General features: G+C 69.4%; 18 protein-coding genes. 1 reads left to right on the forward strand and 17 read right to left on the reverse strand.

Going from position 1 to position 17,809, the window contains the following annotated elements:
- Nucleotides 1-32: 32 nt before the first annotated feature.
- The 16 genes from OHA73_RS10890 to OHA73_RS10965 form a co-directional block, all read right to left on the reverse strand.
- Nucleotides 33-680: a GTP-binding protein gene (locus OHA73_RS10890; RefSeq protein WP_267071060.1), complete on the reverse strand. Its 648-nt coding sequence runs from the start codon at nt 678-680 to the stop codon at nt 33-35.
- Nucleotides 661-1,068: a DUF742 domain-containing protein gene (locus OHA73_RS10895; RefSeq protein WP_266721523.1), complete on the reverse strand. Its 408-nt coding sequence runs from the start codon at nt 1,066-1,068 to the stop codon at nt 661-663. The genes OHA73_RS10890 and OHA73_RS10895 overlap by 20 nt, the downstream gene beginning before the upstream one ends.
- Nucleotides 1,065-1,472, reverse strand: coding sequence for a roadblock/LC7 domain-containing protein (locus tag OHA73_RS10900; RefSeq protein ID WP_266721521.1), 408 nt, complete (start codon nt 1,470-1,472; stop codon nt 1,065-1,067). The genes OHA73_RS10895 and OHA73_RS10900 overlap by 4 nt, the downstream gene beginning before the upstream one ends.
- Nucleotides 1,469-3,169, reverse strand: coding sequence for an ATP-binding protein (locus tag OHA73_RS10905; protein WP_266721519.1), 1,701 nt, complete (start codon nt 3,167-3,169; stop codon nt 1,469-1,471). The genes OHA73_RS10900 and OHA73_RS10905 overlap by 4 nt, the downstream gene beginning before the upstream one ends.
- Nucleotides 3,170-3,519: 350 nt before the next feature.
- A complete protein-coding gene (locus tag OHA73_RS10910; protein WP_443063058.1) occupies nt 3,520-6,330 on the reverse strand; it encodes a DEAD/DEAH box helicase in 2,811 nt (936 codons plus the stop codon).
- Between the two features lie 43 nt (nt 6,331-6,373).
- Nucleotides 6,374-7,276, reverse strand: coding sequence for a diacylglycerol kinase (locus OHA73_RS10915; RefSeq protein WP_327654938.1), 903 nt, complete (start codon nt 7,274-7,276; stop codon nt 6,374-6,376).
- Between the two features lie 42 nt (nt 7,277-7,318).
- Nucleotides 7,319-8,284, reverse strand: coding sequence for a twin-arginine translocase subunit TatC (gene tatC / locus OHA73_RS10920; protein WP_266721514.1), 966 nt, complete (start codon nt 8,282-8,284; stop codon nt 7,319-7,321).
- A 51-nt stretch (nt 8,285-8,335) separates the two neighbouring features.
- Entirely contained in the window at nt 8,336-8,629 is a 294-nt protein-coding gene (tatA, locus tag OHA73_RS10925) for a Sec-independent protein translocase subunit TatA (RefSeq protein ID WP_327654939.1), read from the reverse strand.
- A 259-nt stretch (nt 8,630-8,888) separates the two neighbouring features.
- Entirely contained in the window at nt 8,889-9,086 is a 198-nt protein-coding gene (locus OHA73_RS10930; protein WP_266721511.1) for a hypothetical protein, read from the reverse strand.
- Between the two features lie 9 nt (nt 9,087-9,095).
- On the reverse strand, nt 9,096-9,341 hold the full coding sequence (locus OHA73_RS10935; protein WP_266721510.1) for a hypothetical protein: 246 nt from the start codon (nt 9,339-9,341) through the stop codon (nt 9,096-9,098).
- Nucleotides 9,342-9,459: 118 nt separating this feature from the next.
- Nucleotides 9,460-10,416: a helix-turn-helix transcriptional regulator gene (locus OHA73_RS10940; RefSeq protein ID WP_266721509.1), complete on the reverse strand. Its 957-nt coding sequence runs from the start codon at nt 10,414-10,416 to the stop codon at nt 9,460-9,462.
- Nucleotides 10,417-10,434: 18 nt separating this feature from the next.
- Nucleotides 10,435-11,388: a helix-turn-helix transcriptional regulator gene (locus tag OHA73_RS10945; RefSeq protein WP_266721508.1), complete on the reverse strand. Its 954-nt coding sequence runs from the start codon at nt 11,386-11,388 to the stop codon at nt 10,435-10,437.
- 130 nt (nt 11,389-11,518) lie between these two features.
- Nucleotides 11,519-11,893 (reverse strand): FKBP-type peptidyl-prolyl cis-trans isomerase, encoded by a 375-nt coding sequence (locus OHA73_RS10950; protein WP_266721507.1) that lies wholly within the window; start codon nt 11,891-11,893, stop codon nt 11,519-11,521.
- Between the two features lie 108 nt (nt 11,894-12,001).
- Nucleotides 12,002-13,018, reverse strand: coding sequence for an FKBP-type peptidyl-prolyl cis-trans isomerase (locus OHA73_RS10955; protein ID WP_266721506.1), 1,017 nt, complete (start codon nt 13,016-13,018; stop codon nt 12,002-12,004).
- Between the two features lie 144 nt (nt 13,019-13,162).
- On the reverse strand, nt 13,163-14,524 hold the full coding sequence (pafA, locus tag OHA73_RS10960; protein WP_266721505.1) for a Pup--protein ligase: 1,362 nt from the start codon (nt 14,522-14,524) through the stop codon (nt 13,163-13,165).
- Between the two features lie 9 nt (nt 14,525-14,533).
- The gene (locus OHA73_RS10965) at nt 14,534-15,793 is read right to left on the reverse strand and encodes an MFS transporter (protein WP_327654940.1); all 1,260 of its coding nucleotides are present in this window, start codon (nt 15,791-15,793) and stop codon (nt 14,534-14,536) included.
- A 120-nt stretch (nt 15,794-15,913) separates the two neighbouring features.
- Between OHA73_RS10965 and OHA73_RS10970 the strand changes: the two genes are divergently transcribed.
- Entirely contained in the window at nt 15,914-16,960 is a 1,047-nt protein-coding gene (locus OHA73_RS10970) for a LacI family DNA-binding transcriptional regulator (RefSeq protein ID WP_266721503.1), read from the forward strand.
- A gap of 59 nt (nt 16,961-17,019) precedes the next feature.
- Here the strand turns inward: OHA73_RS10970 and prcA are convergent, their stop codons facing one another.
- Nucleotides 17,020-17,790 carry a proteasome subunit alpha gene (gene prcA, locus OHA73_RS10975; RefSeq protein WP_266721501.1) on the reverse strand — a complete coding sequence of 257 codons (771 nt, stop codon included), beginning with the start codon at nt 17,788-17,790 and terminating at the stop codon, nt 17,020-17,022.
- Between the last annotated feature and the right edge of the window lie 19 nt (nt 17,791-17,809).

Genomic DNA, 17,809 nt, shown 5'->3' on the forward strand with positions numbered 1-17,809 from the left:
TCAGGCGTGGTGCAGCGCCATCTCGTGCAGGATCAGGCGTGGTGCAGCGCCATCTCGTGCAGGAATCGCATCAGCGTGAGCAGCACCTCGCGGCTCGACGCCCTGCGGCGTACGTCGCACTCGACGATGGGGACGTGGGGGTCCAGGTCGAGGGCCTTGCGCAGCTCCTCCGTGGGGTAGCGCGGCCCGTCGGGGAAGGTGTTGTTGGCGATCACGAACGGCACTCCGCGCTCCTCGAGCCGCCCGATCACGTCGAAGCTGACTTCGAGGCGGCGGGTGTCGACGAGCACGACGGCGCCGAGAGCGCCCTCGAACAGGCCGTTCCACAGGAACCAGAACCGCTCCTGCCCCGGCGTGCCGAAGAGGTACAGGACGAGTTCCTCGGTGATGCCGATCCGGCCGAAGTCCATGGCCACGGTCGTGGCGGTCTTGGTCTCCGAACCGTAGTTGTCGTCGACGCCGATGCCCGCCTGCGTCATGGTCTCTTCGGTGGTGAGCGGCCGGATCTCGCTGACGGAGCCGACCATGGTGGTCTTGCCGACGCCGAAGCCGCCCACGATGACGATCTTGACGGCGGACGTGACGGTGTCGGGCAGTCGTTCCTCGGCCCGGGGCCCCGGAATGTGCACGCTCATCGCGGTGTCGCTCCCGGCCGTGCTGTCAGAGCTTCTGTAGTCCATGCATCACCGCTTCGAGAAGGGAACGGTCCGCGACCGCGCCTCGGATCACCGGCGCGCGCGCCTGCACCAGCTCGGCCGCGAGGAGTTCGCCGAGCAGCACGGTGACCACGCTGAACGGCAGTTGGAGGTAGGCCGAGATCTCAGCCGTCGACAGGGGCGTCTTGCACAGGCGGATGACGGAGGCCTGCTCGGGCGGCGAGGCCGGCGGCGGATCGCCGCGTGCCACGATCAGGGACACCAGGTCGAGCGGCGCGCGGTCGCTTCCGTCGGTGCCGCCCGTGATGACGTAGAGACGCTCCGGGTCGGGCTTTCCGTCGCCCTGCTGCGCCCGCCGCTCCCGTTTCGGCGGCGGTTCCCTGAACGGGGGTTCGGGAGGACGGTGCGTCATACGGTCTGGCCGTTGCGCCGTGGCGGGCTCGTCAGATGCGCGCCGATCCGGATGACGAGATCGCGCATCTGGTGGCTGACGAGGCCCGCGTCGACGAACTGGTCGGCGAGCACGGCGAGATACGCGCCCTTGCCCGCGGCCATCAGATAGAAGAAGCCGCCGTCGACCTCGATGATGACCATGTTCATCTTGCCGCTGCTCTCCGGGATCTCCGTGGCGACGGCGGAGGCCAGGGACTGAAGTCCCGCACAGGCGGCGGCGATCCGGTCGGCGGCGTCGGGATCACCGCCGTAGCGGGCGATGCGCAGCCCGTCCGAGGAGAGCACGACCACCTGCTTCACATTGGGCACGCACTCGGCGAGCTCCTTGAGCATCCAGTCGAAATTGGCCCTTTGCTGGATCACTGGTGGTCTCCCTCGTCGACCTGCTGGTTGTACGCGTCGTCATGCGGCTTGGCCGAACCCCCCGGGTCCTGCGCGGTCTCCCCCACCGCGTCGGCCGCCTCGGCCTGGCCCCCCTCGGGCTTCAGTCCGTTCATGAACGCCTCGACCCACAGGCCGGGTTCGGGCTGTTCGGCCCCGCCGTGCTGGTCCGGCTGCCCGGGTGGGGCGGCGGCCGGTGCCGGATTCCCGTACGCCGCCGGGGCGGGCTCCGCCGCGGACGGCGGCATCGAGAGGTCCGGGTTGCGGGGCGTCACGATGATCTGGTCCTCGATGACCTTCGTGTCGTACTTCCTGCGCCGCTGCGGCAGGCCGTTGGGCCGCCATTCCGTGACCACGGGAACGTCGTCCTCCATCGCGGCGACGAGCGGGGCGGAAGGGCGCGGGCCCGTGACGGGACGCGGTCCCGTGGTGGGGCGGCGCGTCTTCTTCAGCCGCGGCTCCTCCTTGACCGGTACGCCCTTGTGGTCGACGCGGGGCACGGCGGAGGCGCCGATGCCGTGGGCGAGGCCCGGGGCGTACTGGGTGCTCATCATGGCGCGCGGCACGACGAGCACCGCGCGCACGCCGCCGTACGCGGACTGGCGCAGCGAGATCTGCATGTCGTACATCGCGCAGAGCCGGCCCACGATCGCGAGACCGAGCCGCGGGTTCTCGCCGAGGTCGTTGAGGTCGTAGCCGGCCTTGGCCTTGTCCAGCATCGCCTCGGTCTTGCGGCGCTGGTCCTCGCTGAGGCTGACGCCGCCGTCCTCGATCTCGATGGCGATGCCGGTCTGCACCTCGACCGCGGTGACGTGCACGCGGGTCGTCGGCGGCGAGTAGCGGGTCGCGTTGTCGAGGAGTTCGGCACAGGCGTGGATGACGGGCTCGACCGAGACGCCCCTGATGGCCACGTCGCAGATGGCGTGCAGGTCGATGCGCGGGTACTCGAGGATGCGCGACATGGCGCCGCGCAGCACGCTGTAGAGCTTGACGGGCTTGGGCCACTGCCGCCCGGGGCGGGCGCCGCCGAGGACGGTGACGGAGTCGGCGAGTCGGCCGATCAGCGCCGTGCCGTGGTCGACGCGCAGCAGGTCGTCGAAGACCTCGGGGTTGCGGCCGTGGTCCTCCTCCATCTCGCGGAGTTCCTCTGCCTGCTTGTGCACGATGGCCTGGACGCGACGGGCGACGGAGACGAAGGCGCGCTGCGCCGCGTCCCGCATCGTGATCTCGTTGTCGATCTCCTTGAGGGCCATGCTCATCAACTCGCGCTCGCCCGGCGTGACATCGCGGAAGGCGGGCTCGGAGTCGCAGGTGTTGCGGACGGCGTCGTGCGGCCTGTCACCGCTCGCCATCCGGTACAGGGCGTGCGGGAAGACCTCCTTGGCCACCCGCATCGTGCGGTGTTCCTGAGCGGCTATATGGGCTTCCAACTCGGCTACGTGCCGGGTGTATTGGGCGCGCTGTGCCCTGTTGACGCGGCCGCGGCGGACCGCTTCGGCGGAGACGGCGAGCACGAGGAGCATGCCGAGCGCGCCGCACAGGGCGACGGCCGCCCGAGCGGGCTCCGCGACCAGGGCGGCGGCCGCTCCGGTGGCGGCCGCCATGACCATGGCGGGCAGCAACAGCACGCGCAGATAGGGGACTTCTCGGCCACCGGGAGGCGATTGAACACTCACCATGTATGCCCTCTGAACGGTCGGGTCTGGGAACGTCGGAGATTCGGGATGGTTCGTCACGCTTCAATTGCGCCGTTTCGGGAAGCTTCGGCGCAGAAGGGAACAAGCGGCCGAATCCATCTCAACTCGGTGCGCTGTGAGCGAGCTTAGTCCGACCGGATCATCGCCGGGTCATATTCAGCAAGGCCCTGAAATCGGCCCCGCGACAGGAATACACTCGCTCCATTTACACGCTCGGTCGCGATTCGCACACGTGGAGCAATGACGTCCGCGCGCGCGAACGCACAGTTCCCCGCGCCCCTGTGAGGGACGCGGGGAACTGTGTGAAGCCCCGTCAGGCCTTGGCCGTCGCGCTAGCCGACGGACGAATAGGCCACGACGCCCCGCCGCACGGCGTCCACGGCCTTTCGCGCGTTGCGCCCCACCGTGGAGCCCTCCGTCGGTGCGGCCGCCGCGATCTGCCCCAGCACGTCGATGACCTGCTTGCACCAGCGCACGAAGTCACCGGCCGGCATCTCGGCCTCCCGCAGCACCTCGTCGAGGCCCTTGCCGGAGGCCCACTGGTACGCGATCCAGGCGAAGCCGAGGTCGGGCTCGCGCTGGCCGACGCCCTCCGCCTGATTGATCCGGAACTCCTCCTCCAGGGCGTCGAGCCGCCCCCAGATCCGCACCATCTCGCCGAGCGCCGCCTTGGCCCTGCCCGCGGGCAGCTTGGGCGCGAGCGCGTCGTCCGCGACCCGCGCCTCGAACACCAACGCCGAGACGCACGCCGCGAGTTCGGCCGGGCTCAGGTCCTCCCAGACGCCGTCCCGCAGGCACTCACTGGCGAGCAGGTCCAGCTCGCCGTAGAGGCGGGCGAGCCGCTTGCCGTGCTCGGTCACCTCGTCGCCGCGCAGATAGTCCATTTCGGTGAGCAGCTTGACGATGCGGTCGAAGGTCCGCGCGATCGTGTTGGTGCGCCCCTCGATCCGCCGCTCCAACTGCCCGGTGTCCCGCTTGAGGCGGTAGTAGCGCTCGGCCCACCGCGCGTGGTCCTCGCGGTCGGAGCAGCCGTGGCACGGATGCGCCCGCAGCTCGGCCCGCAGCCGCGTGATCTCCCGGTCGTCCGCCGCCTGCGAGCGGCCCTTCTTCTTGTGCCGGTCCGGCACGATGTGGCCGGCCTTGGTGCGCAGCGCGGAGGCGAGGTCGCGCCGGGACTGCGGCGAGCGCGGGTTGAACGACTTCGGGATGCGCATCCGATCCAGCGCCTCCACGGGCACCGGGAAGTCGATCGAGGCGAGCCGCTTGACCTGGCGCTCGGCGGTCAGCACCAGCGGTCTCGGCCCGTCGTGGTGCTCGAAGCCGCGATGCCCGTTGGACCGGCCGGCCGGGATGCCCGGGTCGAGCACGAGCGCGAGGCCCGCGAACTTCCCCGTCGGCACGTGGATGACGTCACCGGGCTTCAGCTTCTCGAGCGCGGCCGCCGCCTGCACGCGCCGCTGCGCGGCGCCCTGCTTGGCCAACTCGGTCTCGCGGTCCTTGAGTTCGCGCCGCAGCCGGGCGTACTCATCGAAGTCCCCGAGGTGGCAGGTCATGGACTCCTTGTAGCCCTCGAGCCCCTCCTCGTTCTTCTGCACCTGCCGCGAGATGCCCACGACCGAGCGGTCCGCCTGGAACTGGGCGAAGGAGGTCTCGAGCAGCTCCCTCGACCGGTGGCGGCCGAACTGCTCCACCAGGTTCACCGCCATGTTGTACGACGGCCGGAAGCTCGACTTGAGCGGGTACGTGCGCGTGCCCGCGAGCCCCGCCAGGTACTCGGGGCTGAAGCCGCGCTGCCACAGCACCACGGCGTGGCCCTCGACATCGATACCCCGCCGCCCGGCACGGCCGGTGAGCTGTGTGTACTCGCCGGGCGTGATGTCCGCGTGCTGCTCGCCGTTCCACTTGACGAGCTTCTCCAACACCACCGACCTGGCAGGCATGTTGATGCCGAGCGCGAGCGTCTCCGTCGCGAACACGGCCCTCACCAGGCCGCGCACGAACAGCTCCTCGACGACCTCCTTGAAGGTCGGCAGCATGCCCGCGTGGTGCGCGGCGATGCCGCGCTCGAGGCCTTCGAGCCACTCGAAGTAGCCCAGGACGTGCAGATCCTCGTCGGGAATGGCCGCCGTGCGCTCCTCGACTATCGAACGGACCTCGGCCCGCGCGTCCTCGTCGTTGAGCCTGAGGCCCGCGTACAGGCACTGCTGGACGGCGGCCTCGCAGGCGGCCCGGCTGAAGATGAACGTGATGGCGGGCAGCAGCCCCTCGTTGTCGAGGCGCTCGATGACCTCGGGGCGGCCCGGCGTCCAGATCCGGGAGCGCTGCCTGCGCTCCCGCTCCCTGTCGGCCTCGCGCATGTGCCGGCCGCGCCTGCGGTCCTGGTACGAGGGGCGGCTGGCCTCCATGCGCGCCATCCGCGTCAGGTCGGGGTTGACCGCCTTCTTGCTGCCCTCGCCCTCCTCGAAGAGGTCGTACATCCGGCGCCCGGCGAGCACGTGCTGGAACAGCGGCACGGGCCGGTGCTCGGAGACGATCACCTCGGTGTCGCCGCGCACGGTGTCGAGCCAGTCGCCGAACTCCTCCGCGTTCGACACCGTCGCCGACAGGGAGACGAGTGTCACGGACTCCTGGAGGTGGATGATCACCTCTTCCCAGACGGCGCCACGGAAGCGGTCGGAGAGGTAGTGCACCTCGTCCATGACCACGTAGCCGAGGCCGAGGAGCGACTGCGAACCCGCGTACAGCATGTTGCGCAGCACTTCGGTGGTCATCACGACCACGGGCGCGTCACTGTTCACACTGTTGTCGCCCGTGAGCAGGCCGACCTTGTCCGCGCCGTAGCGCTTCGAGAGGTCCTGGTACTTCTGGTTCGACAGCGCCTTGATGGGTGTCGTGTAGAAACACTTCTTGCCCTGTTGCAGGGCAAGGTGGACGGCGAACTCGCCGACGATCGTCTTGCCGGAGCCGGTGGGCGCCGCGACCAGGACGCCCTTGCCCGCCTCCAGCGCCTGGCACGCCTCGATCTGGAAGGGGTCGAGGCCGAAGTCGTACATCTCGCGGAAGTCCGCGAGCGCGGTGGCCTGCTCGGCGGCCCGCTGACGGGCTGCCGCATACCGCTCGGCCGGGGAGAGGTCCTCTGTCATCGTGCTTTCCAGCCTACCGACGACCACTGACATCGGACGATCATTATCCGGTAAGGCCTCCGGTGAGGATCCGCACCGCCCCCGGCACGCACTGCGCGACCAGCGGCAACGCGCCGACCGGCTCCCCGTCCGCGTATCCCGTGATGCCCTCGGCGGCGAGCTCGACACGCGCGGCCCGGTACACGCTCACCGCCGGGTGGTCGAGGTGGGTCCCCTTGTAGACACGCGGGAACACCTTCAGCAGGGTCGTACGGGAGCAGTCCCCGACCACGGTCACGTCGAACAGCCCGTCACTCATGTCGGCCTCCGCGCAGATCCGCATGCCACCTCCGTACGAGGTCCCGTTGCCGACGGCGATCAGGGTCGCCGCGACCTCGCGTACGGAGCCGTCGTCGAGGGTCAGCTTGAACGGCACGGCCTTGAAGGTGGCCAGTTCCAGCGCGATCGCCAGGTCGTACTTGAAGCGGCCGAGCGGGAGCCGCATCCGGTTGCCGCGGTCGTTGACGCGGGAGTCGAAGCCGGAGGCGAGCACGGTGCCGAACCAGTGGTCACCGATCCGGCCGAGGTCGATCTCGCGGGTCCCCGAGCCCAACAGCCCGTCGGCGACGAGTCTCCCGGCCGTGGCCGGGTCACGTATCGGAAGCCCGAGGGCGCGGGCGAAGTCGTTGCCTGTGCCGACGGCGACGATCCCGAGCGGCGTGTCGGTCCCCGCGACGGCCTGCAGCGCGAGGTTCACGAGGCCGTCCCCGCCGACGGCCACCAGCGCCCCGGTCCCCTCCGCCACCGCTTCACGCGCGCGTGCGAGGGCGTCGTCGGCGTCCTCGCCGACGACGGTGCGCACCTGGAAACCGGCTGCCCGCAAAGCGGAAGCGGCCGGCTGCGCAGCATGTGCGCCCCGGCCGCGTCCCGCGGTGGGATTGACGAAGAGGGTGATCTCACTGCTCACGGGCGGACACTAACAAGTGCCCCGGCCCGAACTGGAGTTACCTCAGGTCACATCGTCGTAACCGTTGACCCGCTCCGGCCGCGACGCCCCGTCGGACGTCGCCTGCTCCGGGAGCGCCCGGCTCGCCGGGACGGACTCGATCTCGCCGATGTCCTCCGGCGTCAGGTCGAGCTCGGAGGCCTCGTCGTCATCGGGCCCCGCGGCCTCGCTCAGCCGCCTGCGCCGGTCGTTGAGGAGCGAGAAGCACACCGCTGCGAAGTAGAGGATCCAGATGGGACCGGCGAGCGCCAGCATCGTCAGCGGGTCCGTGCTCGGCGTCGCGACGGCGGCGAACACCGTGATGCCCATGATCATCGCGCGCCACCAGCCGAGCATCCGCCTGCCGGTGATCGCCCCGATCAGGTTGAGGAAGATGAGCAGCAGCGGCAGCTCGAAGGCGAGGCCGAAGACGAGCACCATGCGCAGCACGAGGTCGAGCAGGTCGTCGAGCGGCAGCAGGTTCTGGGCGTTGCCCGGAGTGAACTCGATGAGGACCTTCGCCGTCGTCGGCAGCACCGAGTAGGCGAAGTAGGCGCCGGCGATGAAGAGCGGGGCACCCGTGCCCACGAACGCGTACGCGTACTTCTTCTCGTGCCGGTGCAGTCCGGGCGCCACGAAGCCCCAGAGCTGGAACAGCCAGACCGGGGAGGCAGCCACGACACCGGCCATCAGCGACACCTTCAGCGCCAGCGTGAAGGGGGTGAGCAGACCATTGAGGGTGATCTGGGCGCAGGGCTTGTCCGACGTGGACCTGGCCAGCTCTGAGAACGACTGCTCACAGCCGACCGAGTCGAGGATCGGCCGGGTGATCAGGTTGATGATGTCGTTGTAGAAGAACGCGGCGACGACGGTGATCGCGACGACGGCCAGGAGCGCCTTCGCGAGCCGGTTGCGGAGCTCACGCAGGTGCTCCGCGAGCGGCATCCGCCCCTCGGGATCCTTCTCCTCTTTGCGGGCAGGCTTGAGCAACCCACGTCCTCATCTCGTGCGGCAGGCCGCCATGGCAGGGGCGGCCTTCGATCAGCTCTTGGTCGTCTGGTTCGTCTGCTCGTTCACAGGACGCGAGCTGTCCACGTCACCGGGGGCCGCCTTGATGGTGCGCTGCGCCGGAGGCGTCGCGGCGTCCTGCGGCGGGTCCGAGGGAGCAGCCGACTTGTCGCCGCCCTCGCTCTTCATGGCCTTGGCCTCGCTCTTGAGGATGCGGGCCGACTTGCCCAGCGAACGCGCCATGTCGGGAAGCTTCTTCGCGCCGAACAGCAGAATGACCACTACGAGGATCAGGATGATCTCGGGTGCACCGAGCCTTCCGAACATATCCGTTTACCTTCTCACTGAGGCGGCAGGGGCGGGGCTGCCGGTACCGATCGGACCTCGGACTGTTGTCCGACCACCGTGCTGGCAGCGATCGTATCCCGTGGGGGTAAACACGAGGCAATGCCCGTGCGTCCTCCCAATTGCGGACCGCGCCTCACTACCGGACCGCCAAAGGGAGCGTACCCGCCGACCCCGACAACGGGACAGGCCGCGGCGATAAAGCGCTTTCCACGCTTCCGCCGAGGACGCCGACGGGGCGTCAGACCACGTCGCCGCCGGCCTTCGCGACACCTACGGCGGCCCGCTCGAGATCCTCCGCCGCGCTGTTGATCCGCTGCGTGGTGTCGGCCACTTGACGGCTGAGGCGCTGCGCCTCGACGAAGACCCGCACCGCGAGGACCGCCAGCACGGCGAGCCCCACGAAACCCACAGCAACCGCCAGCATCGCCCAGAACATGCGCCGAGCCTAGACGGTCTGGTGGAGGCGCAGCGTGCGCACCCCGCCACCGGTGAGGAGTTCGATGATGCGCTCACCGGCGGGCTTGCGCACCGAGGTCTCGCACTCGGGGCAGGTGAACGAGTAGAACGTGGTGCGACTGCTGGCCCCGATCGCCAACCGGATCGCCGAGGCGGCCAGTTCGAAGCGTGCGCGACAGTCGGGGCAGCCGGCCCTGAAGACGACGGGCGCCACGGTGGTCGCCGTGGCGGGCATTTCGGCAATGCCAGTGAAACCGGCCACACCAGTCATGTCACACACCTCACACCATTTGTCCGTTGTGCACCGTACGTCGTGATACGTCGCCGGGGATCCGGGGGCGCGTCCAACTCCCTCACGCCGCCCCGTCGTACGCCACGAGCGCCTCGCGCGCCGCGGCCTGCGCACTGGTCGCCAGCTCGGCGGGCGACACGATGTGCCCGTCCCGGCCGAGCCGCAGCGCGAGCCTGCGCAGCGAGGACGGGTCCGGCGTGCGCAGCGTGATCCGCAGCCCGCCGTCCGGCAACTCCTCGGCGCTGTCGTGCGGGTAGTACTCGGCGACCCAGCGCCCGCCGGGCCCGACCTCGATGACCACCTCGGGGTCCTCGGCCGCGGGCTGCACAAGCCCCTCGGACAGGTCCCGCAGTTCGACCTGCGGCGGCGCCGACGGCTCGTCCAGGACCTTGATCTCGGCGACCCGGTCGAGCCGGAACGTCCGCCGCGCCTCCGACCGACGACACCACGCCTCTACGTAGGTGTGGCCCACGCTCACGAGCCGGATCGGGTCGATCTCCCGCTCGGTGACCTCGTCACGCGCGGGCGAGTAGTAGCGGATCCACAGCCGACGCCGCTCCGAGATCGCCCGGTCGACATCCGCGAAGACGCCGCCCTCCGACTCGAAGGTGACGCTCAGGCGCGCACTCGCACCGGCCACCTCACCGGCCGCGGTCTCCAGCTTCGCGGTCGCCCGCAGCAGTGCGAGACGGTCGCTCTCACGCAGCCCGGGCAGCGTGGCCACCGCGCGAGCGGCCACCAACAGCGCGGTCGCCTCGTCGGCAGCGATCCGCAGCGGCTCGGCGACATCGTCCGGGTTGTGCCACCAGATGCGGTCGCCGTCGGTGTCGATGTCGAGCAGATCGCCGCCGCGGAAGCTCGTCCCGCACAGCGGCAGCACGTCCAGGTCGGAGATCAGCTCGTCCTCGGTGATGCCGAAGGCCCGCGCGACATCCTCCACGCGCGCGCCGGGGCGCTCACGCAGATACGTCACCAGGGACAACATCCGCCGGGTCTGGTCAATGGCGTTGGAAGCCATGCTTGTACGTACTCCCCCTCAGCCCTTGGCCACGGCGCGCAGCCGGTCCACGACATCGGCCCGCAGTTCGGCGGGCTCCAGCACCACCACGTCGGGCCCGAACTCCACCAGCCAGGCGTCGAGCCCGTGCCCGTACGGGATCTCCACCTCGTCCCAGCCGTCGCCGAGCTCACGCACGGAGGCGGCCTTGGAGCGCAGCGGGAAACCGGCACCCGCGCGAAGCTTGATCAGCGCGGAGCGGTCGGCGGTCTCCCCCGCCCAGCTCGCGACGGTCTCCCGCACGGTCACCACATCCGGCACCGGCACCTTGAACTGTCCCGCCCGCGAGCGCACCTTGCCGGTGATCCGCGACAGCCGGAAGACGCGCTCGGCCTGCCGGTCGCGGTCCCAGCCCGCGAGGTACCAGTGACCGCGCCAGCACTCCAGGGCCCACGGCTCGACGTGCCGCTGCCCGGGCCGCGCGGCCGTGGCCTTGCGGTAGTCGAAGACGACGGGGCGCCGGTCGCGGCAGGCCAGCATCAGCGGCTCGAAGGACGCCTCGTGCACCGGGATCCTGGGTTCGAGCGCGCCATGGCTCTCGTACGGGTCCATCTCCTCGGGCATCCCGGCCGCGCGCAGCTTCTGCAGGGCGCCGCTCGCGGCACCGGCGAGGCGGGCCTGCTGCCAGACCTTCGCGGCGAGGCCGAGGGCGGCGGCCTCCTCGGCGTCGAGCGTGACGGGCGGCAGGCGGTTGCTGTCGCGGCCGGCCAGATAGCCGACCTCGCCGTCCAGGTTCTCCACGGTCTCGATGACCAGGCCGAGTTCGCGCAGATCGTCCTTGTCGCGCTCGAACATCCGGTTGAAGGAATCGTCGCTGCCCGCTTCGAGGTAGGCCTCGATGGAGCCACGCAGCTCACGCTTGCTGAGCGGACGCCGCGTCCCGAGCAGACACAGCGCCAGATTCATCAGCCGCTCGGCCTTGGCAATCGCCATCGACGCCCTTTCCTGAAGGTGACTCCCGACGGACGACCGTACCGCTCGGGCGTGTCCTGGCAAAAGCCGAAGGCCCATGCCAGGAGGCATGGGCCTTCGGTTGACCGCTTGCGGTCGGAGTGTGACTGACTCAGACGCCCATCAGGTCACACACGAAGATCAGCGTCTCGCCGGGGGCGATGCGGCCGCCACCGGCGCCACGGTCGCCGTACGCGAGGTGCGCCGGGATGGTCAGCCGACGACGACCGCCGACCTTCATGCCCTGCACGCCCTTGTCCCAGCCCGCGATGACCTGACCGGCACCGAGCTGGAACTCCAGCGGGTTGCCCCGGTTCCAGGAGGCGTCGAACTCCTCGCCGGTGGAGAAGGACACGCCCACGTAGTGGACCTTCACGAAGTCGCCGGCCTTGGCCTCGGCGCCGTCGCCCTCCCAGAGTTCCTCGATCTGGAGGTCCGCCGGTGCGTCACCGATCGGGAAGTCGACCTCGGGCTTGTCGATGTTCACGTGAAGTGCTCCTGCTTGTCGACTGCTCTGCAACCGGGACAGTCTGCCATCTTCTGTGGCTCGGTGCGCTCAGTGCGCGGGCTTGGTGCGCGGGCTTGGTGCGCGGGCTCAGTGCGCGGCGAGGATGTCGACCGTGAAGACCAGCGTCGAGTTGGCCGGCAGCGTCTTGCCCTGCGCCTTCTTGCCGTACGCCTGGTCCGGCGGGATCACCAGGAGCACCCGGTCACCGACGTGCTTGCCGACGAGCCCGTTGTCCCAGCCCTTGATGACCTGACCGCCGCCGATCGGCGTCGTGAACGGCTGGCCGCTCTTCCAGGACGAGTCGAACAGCGCGGCCTTCTTCTTGCCCTCGTTGATCTTCCAGGCGGCACCGCTGTACTGCATGGTGACCGTCTGGCCCTTCTTGACCTCGGCACCCTTGCCCTGGATCAGGACCTTGTCCACCAGGTCCTTCGGCGGGTCGCTCTTCGGGATCGAGATCGTCGCCGGCTCTTCCTTGTCGGCCTGGATCTGCGGCAGGTTCGACGGGATCGAGGCCTGCTTGCCCTCGACCTTCTTCGGGATGACCTTGCCGACGTCCAGGGCGAAGACGAGCGTGTCCGTGCCCTTGATGCCCACCTGCTGGTTGCCCTGGCTGCCGAAGCCCGCGGCCGGCGGCGCCACGACGAGGACCCGGCTGCCCTCCTTCTGCCCGAGCACGGCCTGCGAGAACGCCGGGAGCTGACCCTCGGCGCCGGCGGTCACCATCTGGTCGCCACCGCCCTGCGAGCCGTACGTGGAACCGAGGTCCTTGCCGCCCTTCCAGACCTTGCCGGTGAAGTTCATCGACACCAGGTCGTTCTTCTTCACCGTCGGGCCGTCGCCCTCGGACACGTTGTGCACGACGAACTTGTCGCTCGGGTCACCCTTCGGCAGCGAGATCTTCGCCTGCTTGCCGTACGCGCCCGAGACCTTCGGCATCGGGTTCGCGCTGTCGACCGCCTTCGGTACCGCGGCTGCCTTCGGCGAGGAGGACGACGAGTCCGCCTTGTCCGCCGAATCCTTCTTGCTGTCGTCACTGCCGCAGGCCGTCGCGGTCAGCGCCAGTGCCGGCACGATCAGTAGTGCTGCAAGTCGGCGTCGCACAGTGGTCCTCAAGTCGCTCGAATATGGTCCGGCCACTCTAGGCCTTCGCCCCGACATTCCAAGGGACGGCCAGGGGCCTCGTACGAATGATTCGTACGAGGCCCCTGGCCGGATTGCTCAGCGTGTGCGCATACCTACCGGCGATCACATACCGGCGATCAACTTCTCCACTCGATCGTCCACACTGCGGAACGGGTCCTTGCACAGCACCGTGCGCTGCGCCTGATCGTTCAACTTCAGGTGCACCCAGTCGACCGTGAAGTCACGGCGCTGCTCCTGGGCACGGCGAATGAAGTCGCCGCGCAACCGCGCGCGCGTGGTCTGCGGCGGCACCGACTTGCCCTCGAAGATCTTCAGGTCGTTGCAGATCCGCTTGGCCTGGCCCTTCTTCTCCAGGAGGTAGTAGAGACCGCGCTGCCGGTGGATGTCGTGATACGCGAGGTCTATCTGCGCGACCCTCGGGTGCGACATCGTCATGTTGTGCTTCGCGCGATAGCGCTCGATGAGCTGGTACTTCATGACCCAGTCGATCTCGGTGCCCACCCGGTCCAGGTCCTCGGACTCGATGGCGTCGAGCGTGCGACCCCACAGCTCCAGAACCTGCTCCACGGTGCCGCTGCGGATGCCCCTGCGCTCGCAGAAGTCCACGGCCTTCTCGTAGTACTCGCGCTGCACTTCGAGGGCCGAGGCCTCACGGCCACTGGCGAGCCGCACCTTGCGGCGGCCCGTGATGTCGTGACTCACCTCGCGGATCGCCCGGATCGGGTTCTCCAGGGTGAGGTCGCGCATCACCGTGCCCGCCTCGATCATGCGCAGCACGAGGTCGGTGGCTCCGACCTTCAGCAGCATCGTCGTCTCCGACATGTTCGAGTCGCCGACGATGACGTGCAGACGGCGATAGCGCTCGGCGTCCGCGTGCGGTTCGTCCCTGGTGTTGATGATCGGCCGGGAACGCGTCGTCGCGGAGCTGACGCCCTCCCAGATGTGCTCGGCACGCTGGCTCACGCAGTACACGGCACCGCGCGGAGTCTGCAGCACCTTGCCCGCGCCGCACAGCAACTGCCTTGTGACCAGGAAGGGGATGAGAATGTCCGCGAGCCGCGAGAACTCCCCGTGCCGCGCCACCAAGTAGTTCTCATGGCAGCCGTAGGAGTTACCCGCCGAGTCGGTGTTGTTCTTGAACAGGTATACGTCGCCTGCGATTCCCTCCTCGTGCAGGCGGCGTTCGGCGTCGACGAGCAGGCCTTCCAGAATGCGCTCGCCCGCCTTGTCGTGCGTGACCAACTCGGTCACGTTGTCGCATTCGGGAGTTGCGTATTCCGGATGCGACCCGACATCGAGGTAAAGGCGGGCGCCGTTCCGCAGAAAGACATTGCTGCTGCGGCCCCATGACACGACACGGCGGAAGAGGTACCGCGCCACCTCGTCAGGAGACAGGCGCCGCTGTCCCCTGAACGTACACGTGACGCCGTACTCGTTCTCCAGCCCGAAAATGCGGCGGTCCATGACTGAACATTACGCCCGATCCCCCGAGCTGAAACGGGGTTCGACGGCACGGTTTGGATCATTTTCCGACGAGCGCGCGACACGCCCGGACGTGCGCGGCTCCGCCAGGACCCGAGCCGTTGAAAGCAGTACGACCAGTGCAAGCGTGCCAGTGACGGCCGGAACGGCGAAGCCCCACCGCGTACCGGCCCACTCGACGACCGGGCCCGCCACGGCAGTTCCCACGCTGGAGCCGACCATGAACGTCGTCACGAGCCACGAGAAAGCCTCCGTGACCGTACCCACCGGCGCATGCCGGTCCACGACGATGAACGCGCACGCGATGCACGGCGCCAGGAACACCCCCGCCACCACCATCAGGGCCACCATCGCGACCGGCCCCGGCATCAGGACCAACGGCACGTAGAACAACGCCAGCAGCGCCACCAGCCACCGAAGTCGCCGCTCCGGAGCACCACTCCACTGACGGGCCCCGTAGACACTGCCGCCCACCAGCGCACCCATCCCGATCGCCGCCATCAACCAGCCGTACACGGCATCGCCGCCCCGGACCTCCGCGTACGACATCGCCGCCACGGTGATCGAACCGAGCGCGGTCCCGATGAACAGGAAGGCGACGAGCAGCACCAGCAGCCCCGGCGAACGCAACGCGCCCAGCCAGTGCGCCTCGCGCGGAGCCGAACGCCACGCGCGCGAGGGCTTCGACAGCACCACGGAGAGCGCACCGAGCACACCGATCACGTTGAGCACCACGAGCGCGGCCTGCGCCGACCACAGCGACACGCACAACGTCACCAGCAACGGCCCGACGGTGAACATGACTTCCTGCGCGATCGCGTCCATCGCGTACGCCGTGTGCACCTGCTCCTCGCGCGCCAGCACGCTGGGCCACAGCGCCCGCAGGCCGCCCTCCAGCGGCGGCGTGAACAGTCCGGCCAGGGCCATCGCCGCGTACGCCAACGGCAGCGAGTCCATACCGACGAACGCGAAGACCGTCATGGCGAGCCCCGACAGGACCGCCGCCGACAGCTGCACCTTCGGCTGGCCCCGCAGGTCGACGAGGCGCCCGAGGAGCGGCTGCCCGATCGCGTTCGCCACCCCGTACACCGCCGCGAGCGCGCCCGCCAGGCTGTACGTGCCGCCCTCGGCCCGGATGAACAGCACGACGGCGATCGGGGCCGTCGCGTTCGGCAGCCTGCCCACCAGGGTCCCCGTGAGCAGCCGCATCGCGTGCCGCGCCCTGAGGATCTCCGCATACCCCGCGGCCATCGCCCCGCCCCCGCCCTGAAGTTTTACGTATAACGTCCCGACGTTATACGTACCACGTGCCCGGCGGACAGAGCCACCCGCTAACGTCGGGCACCCTGGACGACACCTACGGAGGCACCAGTGACCAGCGGCCAGGACGGCACCACGACCGCCCGCCCCACCAGCAGAGACGTCGCCCGCGCGGCCGGCGTCTCCCAGGCCGCCGTCTCGCTCGTCATGGGCGGCAAATGGCGCGGCCGAGTCTCCGAGACCACCGCCGAACGCGTCCGCACCACCGCGGAGCACCTCGGCTACCGGCCCAACCTCGCGGCCCGCAACCTCCGCACCGGCCGCACCCGCACCGCCCTCCTCGTCGTCCCCGCACTCACCAACGAGTTCTTCGCCGGGGTCTACACAGGAGCGGCCCGCGTCGCCGTACAACACGACTTCGGCGTCGTCCTCTACCCCTCACCCGACGGCATCGGCCCCGCCCGCGACCCCTTCCCCTCCGCCCGCGCCGCGCTCGACGGCATCCTCGCCTCCTCCATGGCCGCCGACGCCCTCACCGCCCTGCGCGGCGACGACACCCCGCCCATCCCCCTCGTCATGCTCGACAGCGACCCCACGGGCAGCCCCGGCGCCACCACCGTCAACCTCGACCTCGCCGACGGCATCCGGCAGATCACCGACCACCTCATCGCCCACGGCCACCGCAACTTCTTGCACCTCGCCTCCGCCGTCCAGTCCTGGACCTTCGACGTCCGCGCCCGCGAACTCGCCGCCCGCACCGCACAGTTGCCGGACACCACCGTGCGCACCATCCGTTCCGCCCTCACCGTCGAGGACGCCGTCACCGCCACCGAAACGGCGCTGCGCACCTCCGGCCTCGTCGAACCCACCGCCATCGTCTGCGACGACGACAAACTGGCCGCCGGCGCCTACAAAGCCGCCCGCCGCCTGGGCCTGCGCGTCCCCGACGACCTGTCCATCACCGGCTTCGACGACCTCACCCTCGCCACCGCGATCGAACCCGAACTCACCACCGTGCGCCTGCCCGCCGAGGAGGTCGGCGCACACGGCATGCGCGCACTCCTCGCCGTCCTCGACGACCGGGAAGCCGAGACCACCCCGCTCCCGGTCGAACTGATCGTGCGCGGCTCCACGGGACCGGCCGCGCCCCGCCCCTGACACACGTGTGCCCCGGCCGGTTCGACAACCGGCCGGGGCACACGACGCGCTACGGGCTGCTACTTGCCCTCTGAAGGACCCTCGTCGTCGGACACCGCATCCGACTCGGCCTCCGTCGTCGCGGCAGCCCCCTCTGCCGTGAGCAGCCGCTCCAGCTGCCGCCCCACGATCCGCTTGAACTTCCGCTGCTGCGGCCGCGTACGGTCCAGGACCGCCACCTCAAGGCGCTCCGCGGGAATCTCCCGCTCGCCCCCATTGGTGTCCCGGGACAGCGCCGTCACCGCCAGCTTCAACGCCTCCGACAGCGTCATGCCGTCACGGTGCTGCTGATCCAGATAATTGCTGATCTGCTCCGCACTGCCACCGACCGCCACCGAGCCGTGCTCGTCGACGATCGACCCGTCGTGCGGAAGCCGGTAGATCTGGTCGCCCTCGGCCGACTGACCGACCTCGGCGACCACCAACTCCACCTCGTACGGCTTCTCCCCCGCGCTGGAGAAGATCGTGCCCAGCGTCTGCGCATACACATTCGCCAGACCACGAGCCGTCACATCATCACGGTCGTACGTGTAACCGCGCAGATCCGCGTAGCGCACGCCACCGATCCGAAGGTTCTCGTACTCGTTGTACTTACCGGCGGCCGCGAAGCCGATCCGGTCATAGATCTCGCTGAACTTGTGCAGAGCACGGGACGGGTTCTCGCCGACGAACACGATGCCATCGGCGTACTGCAGCACGACAAGGCTGCGACCGCGAGCGATGCCCTTGCGCGCGTACTCCGCGCGGTCGGCCATCGCCTGCTGGGGTGAGACATAGAACGGCGTCGACACCGGCTATCCGTCCCTTTCT

Source organism: Streptomyces sp. NBC_00483, assembly GCF_036013745.1.
Taxonomy (GTDB): Bacteria; Actinomycetota; Actinomycetes; order Streptomycetales; family Streptomycetaceae; genus Streptomyces.

Excerpts from the sequence above, each read along its gene's own strand:
- OHA73_RS10940 (WP_266721509.1), bottom strand. The coding sequence starts at position 10,416 with ATGGCTTCCAACGCCATTGACCAGACCCGGCGGATGTTGTCCCTGGTG.
- OHA73_RS10935 (WP_266721510.1), bottom strand. The coding sequence starts at position 9,341 with ATGCCCGCCACGGCGACCACCGTGGCGCCCGTCGTCTTCAGGGCCGGC.
- OHA73_RS10945 (WP_266721508.1), bottom strand. The coding sequence starts at position 11,388 with ATGGCGATTGCCAAGGCCGAGCGGCTGATGAATCTGGCGCTGTGTCTG.
- OHA73_RS10895 (WP_266721523.1), bottom strand. The coding sequence starts at position 1,068 with ATGACGCACCGTCCTCCCGAACCCCCGTTCAGGGAACCGCCGCCGAAA.
- tatA (WP_327654939.1), bottom strand. The coding sequence starts at position 8,629 with ATGTTCGGAAGGCTCGGTGCACCCGAGATCATCCTGATCCTCGTAGTG.
- OHA73_RS10890 (WP_267071060.1), bottom strand. The coding sequence starts at position 680 with ATGGACTACAGAAGCTCTGACAGCACGGCCGGGAGCGACACCGCGATG.
- OHA73_RS10905 (WP_266721519.1), bottom strand. The coding sequence starts at position 3,169 with ATGGTGAGTGTTCAATCGCCTCCCGGTGGCCGAGAAGTCCCCTATCTG.
- OHA73_RS10965 (WP_327654940.1), bottom strand. The coding sequence starts at position 15,793 with ATGGCCGCGGGGTATGCGGAGATCCTCAGGGCGCGGCACGCGATGCGG.
- OHA73_RS10930 (WP_266721511.1), bottom strand. The coding sequence starts at position 9,086 with ATGTTCTGGGCGATGCTGGCGGTTGCTGTGGGTTTCGTGGGGCTCGCC.
- OHA73_RS10910 (WP_443063058.1), bottom strand. The coding sequence starts at position 6,330 with ATGACAGAGGACCTCTCCCCGGCCGAGCGGTATGCGGCAGCCCGTCAG.
- pafA (WP_266721505.1), bottom strand. The coding sequence starts at position 14,524 with ATGGACCGCCGCATTTTCGGGCTGGAGAACGAGTACGGCGTCACGTGT.